The sequence below is a fragment of the Enterobacter sp. CRENT-193 genome, from assembly GCF_002787395.1.
GTDB lineage: Bacteria > Pseudomonadota > Gammaproteobacteria > Enterobacterales > Enterobacteriaceae > Enterobacter > Enterobacter hormaechei_C.
The window spans coordinates 303,193-318,740 of the sequence record NZ_CP024812.1; the positions used below are offsets into that span (position 1 = coordinate 303,193).

General features: G+C 56.3%; 11 protein-coding genes and 3 tRNA genes. 6 read left to right on the forward strand and 8 right to left on the reverse strand.

All coding sequences use genetic code 11. The features are described from left to right. Window positions 1–6: 6 nt before the first annotated feature. On the reverse strand, window positions 7–468 hold the full coding sequence (tsaE, locus tag CU081_RS01505; RefSeq protein WP_003855970.1) for a tRNA (adenosine(37)-N6)-threonylcarbamoyltransferase complex ATPase subunit type 1 TsaE: 462 nt from the start codon (window positions 466–468) through the stop codon (window positions 7–9). Next, entirely contained in the window at window positions 461–1,984 is a 1,524-nt protein-coding gene (gene nnr / locus CU081_RS01510; protein ID WP_032645916.1) for a bifunctional ADP-dependent NAD(P)H-hydrate dehydratase/NAD(P)H-hydrate epimerase, read from the reverse strand. Before nnr ends, tsaE begins: the two co-directional genes overlap by 8 nt. Here nnr and queG point away from each other — a divergent pair. Continuing rightward, entirely contained in the window at window positions 1,983–3,122 is a 1,140-nt protein-coding gene (gene queG / locus CU081_RS01515; RefSeq protein ID WP_003855966.1) for a tRNA epoxyqueuosine(34) reductase QueG, read from the forward strand. The two genes, nnr and queG, sit on opposite strands and share 2 nt — an antisense overlap. Before the next feature lie 270 nt (window positions 3,123–3,392). Here the strand turns inward: queG and CU081_RS01520 are convergent. The 4 genes from CU081_RS01520 to orn all read right to left on the reverse strand — a co-directional run bounded on the left by CU081_RS01520 (window position 3,393) and on the right by orn (window position 4,452). After that, window positions 3,393–3,468: transfer RNA gene (locus CU081_RS01520), tRNA-Gly, on the reverse strand. Window positions 3,469–3,513: 45 nt separating this feature from the next. Beyond that, window positions 3,514–3,589, reverse strand: a tRNA-Gly gene (locus tag CU081_RS01525). Between the two features lie 45 nt (window positions 3,590–3,634). Then, window positions 3,635–3,710: transfer RNA gene (locus CU081_RS01530), tRNA-Gly, on the reverse strand. A 196-nt stretch (window positions 3,711–3,906) separates the two neighbouring features. Then, window positions 3,907–4,452: an oligoribonuclease gene (orn, locus tag CU081_RS01535; protein WP_003855965.1), complete on the reverse strand. Its 546-nt coding sequence runs from the start codon at window positions 4,450–4,452 to the stop codon at window positions 3,907–3,909. 107 nt (window positions 4,453–4,559) lie between these two features. On the opposite strand from orn, the gene rsgA reads away from it, so the two are divergent. The 3 genes from rsgA (at window position 4,560) to mscM (ending at window position 10,021) form a co-directional block, all read left to right on the forward strand. After that, window positions 4,560–5,612, forward strand: coding sequence for a small ribosomal subunit biogenesis GTPase RsgA (gene rsgA, locus CU081_RS01540; RefSeq protein ID WP_003855964.1), 1,053 nt, complete (start codon window positions 4,560–4,562; stop codon window positions 5,610–5,612). Window positions 5,613–5,709: 97 nt separating this feature from the next. Continuing rightward, window positions 5,710–6,678, forward strand: coding sequence for an archaetidylserine decarboxylase (gene asd / locus CU081_RS01545; protein ID WP_032645928.1), 969 nt, complete (start codon window positions 5,710–5,712; stop codon window positions 6,676–6,678). A gap of 19 nt (window positions 6,679–6,697) precedes the next feature. Continuing rightward, entirely contained in the window at window positions 6,698–10,021 is a 3,324-nt protein-coding gene (gene mscM / locus CU081_RS01550) for a miniconductance mechanosensitive channel MscM (protein WP_003855962.1), read from the forward strand. A 36-nt stretch (window positions 10,022–10,057) separates the two neighbouring features. Here the strand turns inward: mscM and yjeM are convergent, their stop codons facing one another. After that, a complete protein-coding gene (gene yjeM / locus CU081_RS01555; protein WP_039268686.1) occupies window positions 10,058–11,557 on the reverse strand; it encodes a glutamate/gamma-aminobutyrate family transporter YjeM in 1,500 nt (499 codons plus the stop codon). A 178-nt stretch (window positions 11,558–11,735) separates the two neighbouring features. Then, window positions 11,736–12,713, reverse strand: coding sequence for an elongation factor P--(R)-beta-lysine ligase (gene epmA, locus CU081_RS01560; protein WP_003855960.1), 978 nt, complete (start codon window positions 12,711–12,713; stop codon window positions 11,736–11,738). A gap of 310 nt (window positions 12,714–13,023) precedes the next feature. Here epmA and frdA point away from each other — a divergent pair, with 310 nt between their 5' ends. Together frdA and CU081_RS01570 are read left to right on the forward strand one after the other, a co-directional pair. Further along, window positions 13,024–14,814: a fumarate reductase (quinol) flavoprotein subunit gene (frdA, locus tag CU081_RS01565; RefSeq protein WP_003855957.1), complete on the forward strand. Its 1,791-nt coding sequence runs from the start codon at window positions 13,024–13,026 to the stop codon at window positions 14,812–14,814. Then, window positions 14,807–15,541: a succinate dehydrogenase/fumarate reductase iron-sulfur subunit gene (locus tag CU081_RS01570; protein ID WP_039268685.1), complete on the forward strand. Its 735-nt coding sequence runs from the start codon at window positions 14,807–14,809 to the stop codon at window positions 15,539–15,541. Before frdA ends, CU081_RS01570 begins: the two co-directional genes overlap by 8 nt. The last annotated feature ends 7 nt before the right edge of the window (window positions 15,542–15,548 follow it).

Sequence of the window (15,548 nt, forward strand, 5' to 3'; positions counted from 1 at the left end):
CTACGCTCAACCGGCTAAACGCGCCAGTAAGGAACAGCCTGATGAGGAAACCGCACTGATGCGTGCCTCACGCCCTTGTGCCTGGTAATCTAAGTGAATTTCGACATCCGGGTCAGGCAGCACACCCGCACCTTGTTGCGGCCACTCCACCAGGCAGATGGCGTCGTTGGCAAAGTAATCGCGGATCCCCATAAATTCCAGCTCCTCCGGGTCCGCAAGACGATATAAATCAAAGTGGTACACCATGATATTTTCAAGCGTGTACGGTTCCACCAGCGTGTAGGTCGGGCTTTTTACGTTCCCGTTATGGCCTAACGCCTGCAAAAAGCCACGGCTGAAGGTTGTTTTACCCGCGCCTAAATCACCATACAGATAAATGACGGTCGCCCCCTGACAGGCCTGCGCCACGCGCTTGCCGAGATCTAAAGTGGCTTGTTCATCAGGTAAAGGAATCGCTCGATTAGTCATTTTCTACGTCAATCACATCCGGGTTAACAACACGCCGCAGCGTGCAAAAAAGATCGGTGGCCAGCATACCGCGCGTTCCGTAACGAGCAGCCAGCCTGTCAGCCGCCGTACCGTGGGCCACGCAGCCCGCACAGGCTGCATCATAAAGGGGAAGTTTCTGTCCGAGCAATGCGCCAATGATGCCAGAGAGCACATCGCCCATGCCGCCGCTCGCCATGCCTGCATTACCGGCATCAACGATGCCCATCGCATCATCGCTGGCGATAACGGTTCCCGCCCCTTTCAAAACGGCAACACCTCCGTAACGTTTTACCAGACGTTGGGCTGAAAGTAAGCGATCGCTTTCAATTTCTGCCACGCTACAGTTAAGCAGCCGTGCGGCTTCGCCGGGGTGCGGCGTCAGAATGCGATTGTGACGCTTATCCGGGTTTATTGCCAGAAGGTTAAGCGCGTCGGCATCCCAGAGCATCGGTTTACGAAAATTCTCGGCCTTTTGCAGGGCCTGTTTACCCCACTCCTGCTGACCCAGGCCCGGACCAATGACCACCACGTCCGCCCATTCAAGACCCTCTTCAATCGCCTGCGGGGTAAGCTCGTGGACCATCAGCTCCGGCCGCGCGGTAATAATGGGCGGAATGTTTTCGCTGCGGGTCAGCACGCGTATTAATCCGCCGCCGCTGCGCAACGCGGCCTCTCCGGTCATTCGAATCGCACCTGCCGTGCCATGATCGCCACCAATAATCAGCAGTCGGCCATGGTCACCCTTATGGGAGGTGGGACGACGCGGCGGTAGCCACTGTGCAAGCTGGGAGGCATCAAAGCGGGTGATGTGGGTATCCTGTCCGATCAGCCAGTTTTCCAGCCCCAGGGCGTTGTGGTGTAACGTGCCCACGACATCCCGCGCTTTCCCGGTAAGCAGCCCCGGCTTCAGGGCGATAAAGGTCACGGTGTGCGCCGCCTCAATCGACACGCCCGGCGTCGCGCCGGTTTGCGCCATCAGGCCGGAGGGAATATCCAGCGCTACCACCGGGGCGGGGTGCGCATTAGCGCGCGTAATCAGCGCGGCGACGTCATCGCGAGGCGCGCGCATCAGTCCCGTCCCCAGCAGACCATCAACAATCACGTCGACATCCTCGGGCCAGATAATATCAGGCGCATGAATAATGCCCCCCGCATTCAGCCAGGCCTCTCTCGCCATGCCAGCCTCTTCCGGTAGCGGCTTGTCGCTCTCCAGCGCCATCAGGGTGACGCGCAGCCCCGCCGCCACCGCAAGACGAGCCACCACATAGCCATCGCCACCGTTATTGCCGTGCCCGCACAGGATCAGATAGTGCGAGGCATCCGGATAAGCCGTGCGCGCCACGTTAAACGCCGCCTCGCCCGCGCGCTGCATCAGTTCGTAAAGGGTAATGCCGAGGCTATCTGCGGCCTCTTTCTCGGCCCGACGGAGGTCATCCGCATGCCAGATGGAATGTGGTATACTTGCGAGGTTTTTCTTCACAGTATGGTCCGTCATGTCACAGCCCCTCGATCTCAATGAATTAGCGCAAAAAATAAAACAGTGGGGTGCTGAACTGGGCTTCCAGAAGGTCGGTATTACTGACACCGACCTCTCTGCCAGTGAGCCTAAGCTCCAGGCATGGCTGGATAAACAATACCACGGCGAGATGGAGTGGATGGCGCGTCACGGTATGATGCGTGCCCGCCCCCACGAGCTGTTGCCGGGTACGCTGCGCGTTATTAGCGTACGCATGAACTATCTGCCTGCTAACGCGGCCTTTGCGCGCACGCTAAAAAATCCTTCGCTGGGTTACGTCAGCCGATACGCGCTGGGGCGTGATTACCATAAACTTCTACGCAACCGTCTAAAAAAGCTCGGGGAAACCATTCAGCAGCACTGTGTTTCGCTGAATTTTAGACCCTTTGTCGATTCTGCGCCTATTCTTGAGCGCCCGATCGCCGAAAAAGCCGGGCTCGGCTGGACAGGTAAGCACTCACTTATCTTAAGCCGCGACGCGGGCTCATTCTTTTTCCTGGGTGAACTACTGATTGATTTACCTCTTCCGGTAGACAGTCCGGTGGAAGAAGGTTGTGGCCGCTGTGTGGCCTGTATGACCATCTGCCCGACGGGCGCGATTGTCGAACCGTATACCGTTGATGCGCGCCGCTGTATCTCTTATCTCACTATCGAGCTGGAAGGCGCTATTCCAGAGGAGTTTCGTCCGCTTATTGGCAACCGCATCTACGGCTGTGATGACTGTCAGCTGATTTGTCCGTGGAACCGTTATTCACAGTTGACGGACGAAGAAGACTTCAGTCCGCGCAAGGCGTTACATGCCCCGCAGTTGATCGAACTGTTCGCCTGGAGCGAAGCCTGGTTCCTGAAGGTGACGGAGGGTTCCGCCATACGTCGTATCGGCCACCTGCGCTGGCTGCGTAATGTGGCCGTTGCGCTGGGGAATGCCCCGTGGGATGAAGCAAATCTTCAGGCGCTCGAAAGCCGTAGAGGTGAGCACCCACTTCTTGATGAGCACATAGAATGGGCGATTGCGCAGCAAATTGAGAAGCGAAATGCAGGCGTGGTTGAAGTGCAGTTACCGAAGAAACAGCGCCTGGTCAGGGTGATTGAAAAAGGACTGCCGCGGGATGTGTGATATATTCACAGGCTGTGAATAAAAATAAGAATTCAGGCGCCATCAGCTCTGGCAAACAGGTCAAGTGATCTCAATAACATTTTGAAATCAAATTTTCTTCATAAATTACAGGTAATTACGAAGATATTATTCACCCTGCTAACATTTCGTAGAGACTGGTTTTATCACGGTTTCTGTGGATAACTCTGTTCACAAGAGTATTTCAGACATAATAGAAAACGTCCCCAACGAAGCACTTCGCTGTGGATAATCTGGAGATGAAGAAGAATTTGGAGCGGGAAACGAGACTCGAACTCGCGACCCCGACCTTGGCAAGGTCGTGCTCTACCAACTGAGCTATTCCCGCTTGGGTGTTCTGGTGCTATGCGTATCTTGCGATACTTTCAAATTTTGGAGCGGGAAACGAGACTCGAACTCGCGACCCCGACCTTGGCAAGGTCGTGCTCTACCAACTGAGCTATTCCCGCTTGGGTGTTCTGGTGCTGGCGTATCTTGCGATACTTTTCAAATTTTGGAGCGGGAAACGAGACTCGAACTCGCGACCCCGACCTTGGCAAGGTCGTGCTCTACCAACTGAGCTATTCCCGCAAATCTGTACTGCTTTTGTTGCTGTCGTAACGTGTAATTCTCTGTCGTTACGGGAGGCGCATTATACGAGAAATCCGTTTAGCTGCAACCCCCCTCAAAGCGATTTTTTTGAAATTCAGTTCAAGTGCTTATTTAATCGGCAAGCTGAACAATTTAGCGACAAAAACCCGGCCACGCAAGGCGCCGGATCGCAAAATCAGAGCTTAATAAAGTTTTCGCGATAGTACGCCAGCTCCGCAACAGACTCACGGATGTCATCCATCGCCTGGTGCGTCCCCTGCTTTGTGAAGCCGTCGAGAATTTCCGGTTTCCAGCGGCGGGCCAGCTCTTTCAGGGTGCTCACATCCAGATAGCGGTAGTGGAAGTAGGACTCCAGCTCCGGCATGTACTTAAACAGGAAACGACGATCCTGACCAATGCTGTTGCCACAGATAGGCGATTTTCCTGCCGGCACCCACTGCTTCAGAAATTCAAGCGTCGCCAGCTCCGCTTCGCGGTCGCCCAGGGTGCTGGCCTTCACGCGTTCCACCAGCCCGCTGCCGGTATGGGTACGCACGTTCCACTCATCCATCAGCGCAAGCTGGTCATCGGACTGGTGCACGGCAATCGTTGGGCCTTCCGCCAGAATATTGAGGTTGGCATCGGTGACCAGTGTGGCGATCTCAATAATGCGATCGCGCTCGGGATCAAGGCCGGTCATCTCCAGATCGATCCAAATCAGGTTGTTTTCGTCCGCGCTCATGTTATTTTCCACCCTTCTCGCATAACCGGCAGTAGCAGGTTAACTAGTATTAATTAGAGTGTATCATAGAGGTTTTGCCCGCTACGGGCGACCAGGAGCCAGCGCGATTGAGTAAAAATAAACTCTCCAAAGGGCAGCAGCGCCGCGTGAATGCAAATCACCAGCGCCGTCTTAAAACCACTACGGAGAAGCCCGATTACGACGACAACCTGTTTGGCGAAGCGACAGAAGGCGTTGTGATTAGCCGCTTCGGCATGCACGCCGATGTCGAATCTGCCGACGGGGATATCCACCGTTGCAATATCCGTCGCACCATCCGTTCCCTGGTGACCGGTGACCGCGTGGTCTGGCGTCCGGGCAAGGAGGCGGCGGAAGGGGTAACGGTTAAAGGCATCGTTGAAGCCGTGCATGAACGCACGTCGGTTCTGACCCGTCCGGATTTCTACGACGGCGTGAAGCCCATTGCCGCCAACATTAACCAGATCGTGATCGTTTCGGCGATTTTGCCTGAGCTTTCACTCAACATTATTGACCGTTATCTGGTGGCCTGCGAAACGCTACAGGTTGAGCCGCTTATCGTGCTGAATAAAATCGATCTGCTGGATGACGAGGCCATGGCCTTTGTCAATGAGCAGATGGATATTTACCGCAACATTGGCTATCGCGTGTTGATGGTGTCCAGCCGCACCAAAGACGGCCTGAAGCCGCTGGAAGATGCGCTAACCGACCGCATCAGCATCTTTGCAGGGCAGTCCGGCGTGGGTAAATCCAGTCTGCTTAACAATTTGCTCGGCCTTCAGCAGGAGATCCTGACCAACGATGTGTCGGACGTCTCCGGGCTGGGCCAGCACACCACCACCGCCTCACGTCTCTATCACTTCCCGCACGGCGGCGATGTGATTGACTCCCCGGGCGTGCGTGAATTTGGTCTCTGGCATCTCGAGCCGGAACAAATCTTTAACGGATTTGTCGAATTCCATGACTATTTAGGCGCTTGCAAATACCGCGACTGTAAACATGACAACGATCCGGGCTGCGCCATCCGCGAAGCGGTAGAGAACGGAGAAATTGCGGAAACCCGTTTCGAAAATTACCACCGTATTCTCGAAAGCATGGACCAGGTAAAAACGCGTAAAAACTTTTCTGATTCTGATAACTGACAACTAAGCTAAGCGTCGCTAAAATCGTCCCCTTTTTTCAGGTTCCGGCAGCGTAATGCCGGATCAGGAACGACAAAACAATGGCCTGGAGGCTACCTTGTTAAACTCATTTAAACTTTCGCTTCAATACATTCTGCCGAAACTGTGGCTCACTCGCCTGGCGGGCTGGGGCGCGAGCAAACGAGCGGGCTGGCTGACCAAACTGGTCATCGACCTGTTCGTGAAATACTACAAGGTCGACATGAAAGAAGCGCAGAAGCCGGATACGGCAAGCTATCGTACCTTCAACGAATTTTTTGTGCGTCCGCTGCGCGATGAAGTGCGCCCGCTGAATACCGACCCGAACGTGCTGGTGATGCCAGCGGACGGCGTGATCAGCCAGCTGGGTAAAATTGAAGACGACAAAATTTTGCAGGCGAAAGGCCATAACTACAGCCTGGAAGCGCTGCTGGCCGGTAACTACATAATGGCCGATCTGTTCCGTAACGGGACTTTCGCGACCACCTATCTCTCCCCGCGCGATTACCACCGCGTGCATATGCCGTGTAACGGTATTCTGCGCGAGATGATCTACGTGCCGGGGGATCTGTTCTCCGTCAATCACCTGACGGCGCAAAACGTTCCTAACCTGTTTGCCCGTAACGAGCGCGTCATCTGCCTGTTTGATACTGAATTTGGCCCAATGGCGCAGATTCTGGTGGGTGCTACCATTGTAGGCAGCATCGAAACCGTCTGGGCGGGCACCATTACTCCGCCACGCGAAGGCGTGATCAAGCGCTGGACCTGGCCTGCCGGCGAAGAAGAAGGTTCTGTGGCCCTGCTGAAAGGTCAGGAAATGGGCCGCTTCAAGCTGGGCTCAACGGTCATCAACCTGTTCGCTCCGGGCAAAGTTAACCTGGTCGACGAGCTGGAAAGCCTGTCCGTGACCAAACTCGGCCAGCCTCTGGCAGTATCGACGGAGGTCTTTGCAACACCAGACGTTGCGCCAGCCCCGTTGCCGGAAGATGAGATCAAAGCCGAGCACGACGCCAGCCCGCTGGTTGACGACAAAAAAGACGAAGGCTAACAACAGAAGGATCGCTGACGTGCGCCCGATTATCGTATTACTGATGGCCTGGTGCCTCAGCATGGGGGCGTACGCAGCGACGGCCCCCGACGCCAAACAGATAACCCAGGAGCTGGAGCAGGCAAAAGCGGCAAAACCCGCTCAGCCGGAGACCGTTGAGTCACTCCAGTCTGCACTGAACGCGCTTGAGGAACGAAAGGGTTCCCTTGAGCGCGCGCAGCAGTATCAACAGGTTATCGACAATTTCCCCAAACTCTCTCAGACCCTGCGCTCGCAGCTAAACAACCTGCGCGATGAACCACGCCAGGTCCCCGCGGGGATGACGTCCGAGGCGCTGAATCAGGAGATCCTGCAAGTCAGCAGCCAGCTGCTGGAAAAAAGCCGTCTGGCGCAGCAGGAGCAGGAACGGGCGCGTGAAATTGCCGATTCCCTCAGTCAGCTTCCACAGCAGCAAACCGATGCCCGCCGTCAGTTAAATGAGGTGGAACGCCGCATCGGGACGCAGACGGGCAGCACACCGCAGAATCAGGCGCAAAATCTTGGGTTGCAGGCGGAATCCGCCAGACTAAAAGCCCTGGTTGATGAACTGGAGCTGGCGCAGCTTTCCGCTAACAACCGCCAGGAGCTGTCGCGGATGCGTTCCGAGCTGGCGCAGAAGCAGAGCCAGCAGCTGGATGCGTATCTCCAGGCGCTGAGAAATCAACTCAACAGCCAGCGTCAGCGTGAAGCTGAACGTGCTCTGGAAAGCACAGAGTTACTGGCCGAAAACAGCGCTAACCTGCCCGACAGCATCGTCGCCCAGTTTAAGGTTAACCGCGAGCTTTCTGCTGCGCTGAATCAGCAGGCGCAGCGCATGGATTTGGTGGCCTCGCAGCAGCGTCAGGCTACCAATCAAACCCTTCAGGTTCGTCAGGCACTCAACACGCTGCGTGAACAGTCCCAGTGGCTTGGCTCGTCTAACCTGTTGGGCGAAGCGTTACGCGCGCAGGTGGCCCGTCTGCCAGAGATGCCAAAACCACAGCAGCTTGATACGGAGATGGCGCAGCTGCGTGTTCAGCGTCTTCATTATGAAGATCTCCTCAACAAGCAGCCGCAAATCCGCCAGATCCGTCAGGCTGACGGACAGCCGCTCACCGGCGAGCAAAGTCGTATTCTGGAAGCGCAGCTGCGCACCCAACGCGAACTGCTCAATTCCCTGTTGCAGGGGGGCGATACGCTGATCCTTGAGCTGACCAAGCTGAAAGTCTCGAATAGCCAGCTGGAGGATGCGCTGAAAGAGGTCAACGAAGCCACGCACCGTTACCTTTTCTGGACGTCCGACGTGCGGCCGATGACCTTCGCCTGGCCGATTGAGATCGTGCAGGATCTGCGCCGCCTCATTTCGCTGGACACCTTTAGCCAGCTGGGCCTCGCCAGCGTAATGATGATAACCAGCAAGGAGACTATCTTCCCGTTGCTGGGGGCGCTGATTCTGGTGGGCTTCAGTATTTATTCCCGTCGTCACTTTACCCGTTTCCTTGAGCGCTCCAGCGCCCGAGTGGGAAAAGTAACCCAGGATCACTTCTGGCTGACGTTGCGTACGGTGTTCTGGTCAATTCTGGTCGCGTCTCCGCTGCCGGTGCTGTGGATGACGCTCGGATACGGACTGCGTGAAGCCTGGCCCTACCCGCTTGCCGTCGCGATTGGCGATGGCGTGACCGCCACCGTCCCGCTGCTGTGGGTGGTGATGATTTGCGCCACGTTTGCGCGGCCAAATGGTCTGTTCATCGCTCACTTTGGCTGGCCGCGTAATCGCGTTGCGCGGGCGATGCGTTACTACCTGATGAGTATCGGGCTGATTGTGCCGCTGATTATGGCGTTGATCATGTTCGATAATCTCAATGACCGGGAGTTCTCCGGCTCGTTGGGACGGCTGTGCTTTATGCTGATCTGCGGGGCGTTAGCGGTAGTGACGCTCAGCCTGAAACGCGCCGGGATCCCGCTCTATCTCGACAAGACCGGCAGCGGCGATAACATGTTAAACCGTCTGCTGTGGAACCTGCTGCTCAGCGCGCCGCTGGCGGCGATGCTGGCGGCAGCGGTCGGTTATCTCGCCACGTCGCAGGCGCTGCTCGCCCGACTGGAAACGTCGGTGGCCATCTGGTTCCTGCTGCTGGTGGTCTACCATGTTATCCGCCGCGGCATGCTGATCCAGCGTCGTCGTCTGGCGTTTGACCGTGCTAAACATCGTCGCGCAGAAATTCTGGCCCAGCGCGCGCGGGGTGAGGAAGAGCCAAACCACGTCAACAGCACCGAAGGGACTACAGACGCTGATGACGTCGAACTGGATCTGGATGCGATAAGTACTCAGTCCCTGCGGCTGGTACGCTCAATTCTGATGCTGGTTGCCCTGCTGTCGGTGATCTACCTGTGGTCAGAAATCCACTCCGCGTTTGGCTTCCTGGAGAACATCTCTTTATGGGATGTGACGTCCACGGTGCAGGGAGTCGAAAGCCTGGAGCCCATCACCTTAGGGGCCGTGCTGATTGCGATTCTGGTGCTGATCATCACCACCCAGCTGATACGTAACTTCCCTGCCTTGCTGGAGCTGGCGCTGTTGCAGCATCTGGATTTAACCCCAGGCACAGGCTATGCCATCACCACCATCACCAAGTATTTAATCATGCTGTTTGGTGGGCTGGTCGGCTTCTCGATGATTGGTATCGAATGGTCAAAACTGCAATGGCTGGTTGCCGCCCTGACCGTAGGCCTGGGCTTTGGTTTACAGGAGATTTTTGCCAACTTCGTTTCTGGTCTGATCATTCTGTTTGAAAAGCCGATTCGAATTGGTGATACGGTGACCATCCGCGATCTCACCGGCAGCGTCACCAGGATCAACACCCGTGCCACCACCATCAGCGACTGGGACCGTAAAGAGATCATCGTCCCGAACAAGGCATTTATCACCGAGCAGTTTATCAACTGGTCGCTGTCCGACTCCGTCACGCGTGTGGTGCTGACCGTACCCGCTCCGTCGGATGCCAACAGCGAAGAGGTGACGCAGATCCTGTATACGGCTGCTGAACGCTGTTCGCTGGTAATCGACAACCCACCGCCGGAAGTCTTCCTGGTTGATTTGCAGCAGGGGATCCAGATTTTCGAGCTGCGTATCTACGCCGCCGAGATGGGACACCGTATGCCGCTGCGCCATGAGATCCACCAGCTGATTCTGGCTGGCTTCCGCGAGCACGGAATTGATATGCCGTTCCCACCGTTCCAGATGCGTCTGGAAACGCTGGACGGACGTAAGACGGGAAGAACGTTGACGTCAGCGGCGCGTACGCGCCCGGCGGGAAGTTTGTAATCCTTTCCCCCTCCCCATCGGGAGGGGGTCAATCCTTTATGCCACTTCTGCTACACAGGCCGTCGAGCGACGACGGTAATGCTCATAAATCCCCATTGCCAGCAGCGAGAAGAAGATCGGTCCGCCAACCATCCACAGCGTGCTGTTCCAGTCATTTGCCTCAACAACGGGCTGAATGACGGTAAAAATGTTGGCGAACGCGACGACCAGCACCACAACAGTGGTCGCCAGCAGCGTCGCCGCACGGGTTTTGAAGATCACAAACGGTCGTTCCAGATCCTGCTTCGCCTTAAAGAACGGGAACGCCAGGGTCAGGAACAGATACGGAAGCGTCATCGATACGTTTGCCATCAGGGTCAGCTTGTTATAGAACGCCGACGCGGTATCACCGCCGAAGGACACCAGCAGAATGAACACGCACACCAGCATGCACTGCATCCACATCGCGTTGGCAGGCATACCGGCAGCGTTCAGCTGAGTCATACGTGCAGGCCACAGCGCCTTTGGCGTCCCCTGAATAATCGCTTTCAGCGGCGAGTAGATCAGCGTGAAGAACGCGCCAGTATAGGCGAGGAACATCGACAAACCGGTAATCCGCGCAAACCAGATCCCCAGGGTGGCCGACGTTTCCGGCGCGAGATCCATGGCGTTGCCCAGCGTCACCCCCAGGCTTTTCATCAACACGTAGGTAATGTTGCCGAGGTTGGTAGTGTTATTGCTCAGTACCTGCTGCCAGTTGGTGCTGACGCCCCAGAGGAAAATCGCCAGTGAGTAGCCAATGGATATGACGATGGCGGCAAAGATAATGCCTTTGGCGAAGTTCTTTTCCGGATTTTCGGTTTTGTCGACCAGGCCGCCCACGGCTTCAATTCCACCGTAAGCAAAGATGGCAAACACCACGAAGGAGAGCATGGCCAGTCCGGACTGGTAACCCGGATTAGGCGATGAAACGAAGTTGACTTCCTGTGCGAAATGCCCGCCGTTCAGGCACAGAATGGCGATGCTGACCAGCAGCAGCACCAGGTTCAGGCACAACACGGAAATACCGCCAACGGCAGTGATACGGGCAATTTTGTTGATGCCTTTCGAGGCCACCAGCGTGACCACCACCATCCAGCACACCGCCAGAATACCGACCACCTGCGTGGAGCTCAGCCCCGCCAGAGACCAGACCTGCGTTTTATCCGCACCGAAGAGAAACGTTGAGAACGGCACCCAGACCTTGGCCGCCGTGCTGACCATCCAGACGACGTAGGATGAAAACCACATGAACGTACCGATAAACGCATAACGCGGACCGACGCTGTTGTTCATCCACGAATAGATGCCACCCTCTTCTTTCCGGTACGCCGAGCCCATCTCCGCCATCATCAGCGCAAACGGGATAAAGAAGAACAGAGCGGAAACGATATAAAACGGCGTCGCGCTGTAGCCCATCAGATAAAACGCGGACGGGCTATTGGCAAAGCCAAAGACTGACGTAAAAATCATCAGAATGAGCCCGGTAAGGGTCATTTTTTTGAGTGAGTGAGACATATAACCATCCGAAACGGAATTAAACTGCGCGGATGGTAGCAGATGACCAGACAAATATTGTGGCTATCCGAGGCAATTTAAGAAAAAGACCCGTCTATAGCGAAAAGAGCAGTTTTTAATGTGGCAGAGTTAAATGACCGAGTAGGCCGGGTAAGCGACAGCGCCACCCGGCATTTTTTCAGGCGCGATCGACCGTAAAGGCAATCACATCGCCCAGCTGCTCGGCACCCAGCGCCAGCATGACCAGACGATCCACACCCAGCGCCACGCCGGAGCAGTCCGGCAAACCGGCCTTAAGCGCTTCCAGCAGGTTGGTGTCAATCGGCTGCTGCGGCAGACCGCGCGCGTTGCGCTTGCGGTTATCCTGCTCGAAACGCTGCTGCTGTTCGCGCGCGTCGGTCAGCTCGTGGAAACCGTTCGCCAGCTCAATGCCTTTGAAGTACACCTCAAACCGTTCCGCCACGCGGTGATCTTCGGTGCTGATCTGCGCCAGCGAGGCCTGGCTGGCCGGGAAGTGATAGACAAACGTCGGACGATCTTTACCAATTTGCGGTTCAACGCCAAAGGTGAACAGCAGTTGCAGCAGCGTGTCGCGATCCTCTTCGTTATCCGCCACGTTGCTCAGATCCAGTTTTGCCGCCACTTCACGCAGCTGTGTTTTATCAGCCGACAGCGGATCAATTTCCAGATGACGCTGGAAGGCCTGCTGATAGGAGAGCGTTTCAGCTTCCGCGCAATCCAGCACCTGTTGCAGCAGATCGTCGACTTCGTTCATCAGACGATACATGTCGTAGTGCGGGCGGTACCACTCCAGCATGGTGAATTCCGGATTATGGTGTCGGCCCATCTCTTCATTACGGAAGCTACGGCACAGCTGATAGACCGGACCACACCCGGCCGCCAGCAGACGCTTCATATGGTATTCCGGGCTGGTCATCAGATACAGATTCATGCCCTGAGAGTGGCCTGGGCCAACAAAACGGGTTTCAAACGGGACCAGATGAATATCCGTGACCGTCGCCTGACTCATGCACGGCGTTTCCACCTCCAGGACGCCGCGGTCGGCAAAGAAACGGCGGATCTCCGCCATAATTGCTGCGCGCTTTAGCAGGTTTGGAATGGATGCGCTCGGCTGCCAGGTGGCCGTTTCGCTCATGAGTTATTTCTCCGTTTTCAGACAAGGGCACGAAGTCTACTCGTAAGCCGGGGCAGAGACAAATTTTGCACAGTAAAAGTCCCTTTTCATTGCACAGAGAAATACTGTGACGCCATTCATTAATCACGATGATAAATCACCGCACAGAACAGCAAAAAAATCGAACACGTCAAATTTCCCTCACTTCTACGCGGTTATACTGTTTTACCCATAAAGGAGCAGTGGAATCGCTTCCGCAATCGCCCGTTCGGGCAGGTGAACGTCCTTTAGCTCATCGCGTTGCGGGAAAACAAAAATCTGGAGGAATGTCGTGCAAACTTTTCAAGCCGATCTTGCCGTAATAGGCGCTGGCGGGGCTGGATTACGGGCTGCAATTGCTGCGGCACAAGCCAATCCGAACGCTAAAATCGCATTGATTTCAAAAGTCTATCCGATGCGCAGCCACACGGTAGCCGCAGAAGGAGGATCCGCTGCCGTCGCGCAGGATCATGACAGCTTTGAATACCATTTCCACGACACGGTTGCAGGGGGCGACTGGCTTTGCGAACAGGATGTCGTTGATTACTTCGTGCATCATTGCCCAACGGAGATGACCCAGCTGGAACAGTGGGGATGCCCGTGGAGCCGCCGTCCGGACGGGAGCGTCAACGTCCGCCGCTTCGGTGGCATGAAGATCGAACGCACCTGGTTTGCCGCCGATAAGACCGGCTTCCACATGCTGCACACCCTGTTCCAGACCTCCCTCCAGTTCCCACAAATCCAGCGCTTTGACGAACATTTCGTTCTCGACATTCTGGTCGACGACGGTCATGCGCGCGGACTGGTGGCGATGAACATGATGGAAGGTACGCTTGTCCAGATCCGCGCTAATGCGGTGGTGATGGCAACGGGCGGCGCGGGCCGCGTATACCGCTACAACACCAACGGCGGCATCGTCACCGGTGACGGTATGGGCATGGCGCTCAGCCACGGCGTCCCGCTGCGTGATATGGAGTTCGTCCAGTATCACCCAACCGGCCTGCCGGGCTCCGGCATACTGATGACGGAAGGCTGCCGCGGCGAAGGCGGAATTCTGGTCAACAAAAACGGCTATCGCTATTTGCAGGATTACGGCATGGGTCCGGAAACCCCACTTGGCGAGCCGAAAAACAAATACATGGAACTCGGCCCTCGCGACAAAGTCTCTCAGGCTTTCTGGCACGAGTGGCGCAAAGGCAACACCATCTCAACGCCGCGCGGCGACGTGGTGCATCTCGACCTGCGTCATCTCGGCGAGAAGAAACTGCTGGAGCGTCTGCCGTTTATCTGCGAGCTGGCGAAAGCGTATGTGGGCGTCGATCCGGTGAAAGAACCGATCCCGGTGCGTCCAACCGCGCACTACACCATGGGCGGCATCGAAACCGATCAGCAGTGCGAAACCCGCATCAAAGGGCTGTTTGCGGTGGGCGAGTGTTCCTCCGTCGGTCTGCACGGCGCAAACCGTCTGGGCTCGAACTCGCTGGCTGAGCTGGTGGTCTTTGGTCGCATGGCGGGCGAACGTGCGGTGGAGCGTGCCGCAACGGCAGGTGAAGCTAACAGCGCGGCGCTGGATGCGCAGGTTGCAGACGTCGAAAAACGCCTGAAAGACCTGGTGAACCAGGAAGGTAACGAAAACTGGTCGAAGATCCGCGACGAAATGGGGCTGTCGATGGAAGAAGGCTGCGGGATCTACCGTACGCCAGAGCTGATGCAGAAAACCGTCGATAAGCTGGCGGAGTTGCAGGAGCGCTTCAAGCGCGTGCGTATCACCGACACTTCCAGCGTCTTCAATACCGATCTGCTTTATACCATTGAACTGGGCCACGGCCTGAACGTCGCAGAATGTATGGCCCATTCCGCCCTGGCGCGTAAAGAGTCCCGCGGCGCGCACCAGCGTCTGGATGAGGGCTGCACTGAACGTGACGACGTCAATTTCCTTAAACACACTCTCGCCTGGCGCGATGCGGATGGCACCACCCGTCTGGACTACAGCGACGTGAAAATCACCACGCTGCCACCGGCGAAACGCGTGTACGGTGCAGAAGCAGAAGCCGCCGATAAGAAGGAGAAGGCGAATGGCTGAGATGCAAAAACTGAAAGTTGAAGTGGTGCGCTACAATCCGGAAGTGGACGCCGCGCCGCATAGCGCTTTCTATGAAGTCCCTTACGACGAGCAAACCTCCCTGCTGGATGCGCTCGGCTATATCAAAGATAACCTGGCCCCAGACCTGAGCTACCGCTGGTCCTGCCGCATGGCAATTTGCGGCTCCTGCGGCATGATGGTCAACAAGGTGCCAAAGCTGGCGTGTAAAACCTTCCTGCGTGATTACACCAAAGGCATCAAGGTTGAAGCGCTGGGCAATTTCCCGATTGAGCGCGATCTGGTGGTCGACATGACCCACTTTATCGAAAGCCTCGAAGCGATTAAGCCGTACATCATCGGCAACCCGCGCACACCGGATCAGGGGCCAAACCCCCAGACGCCCGCGCAGATGGCGAAATACCATCAGTTCTCCGGCTGCATCAACTGCGGCCTGTGCTACGCCGCCTGTCCACAGTTTGGCCTGAACCCTGAGTTTATCGGCCCGGCCGCCATTACCCTGGCGCACCGCTATAACGAAGACAGCCGCGACCACGGCAAAAAAGAACGTATGGCCCAGTTGAACAGCCAGAACGGGGTCTGGACCTGCACGTTTGTCGGTTACTGCTCCGAAGTCTGTCCGAAGCATGTCGACCCGGCCGCCGCCATTCAGCAGGGTAAGGTGGAAAGCTCGAAAGACTTTCTTATCGCTACCCTGAAACCACGCTAAGGAGTGC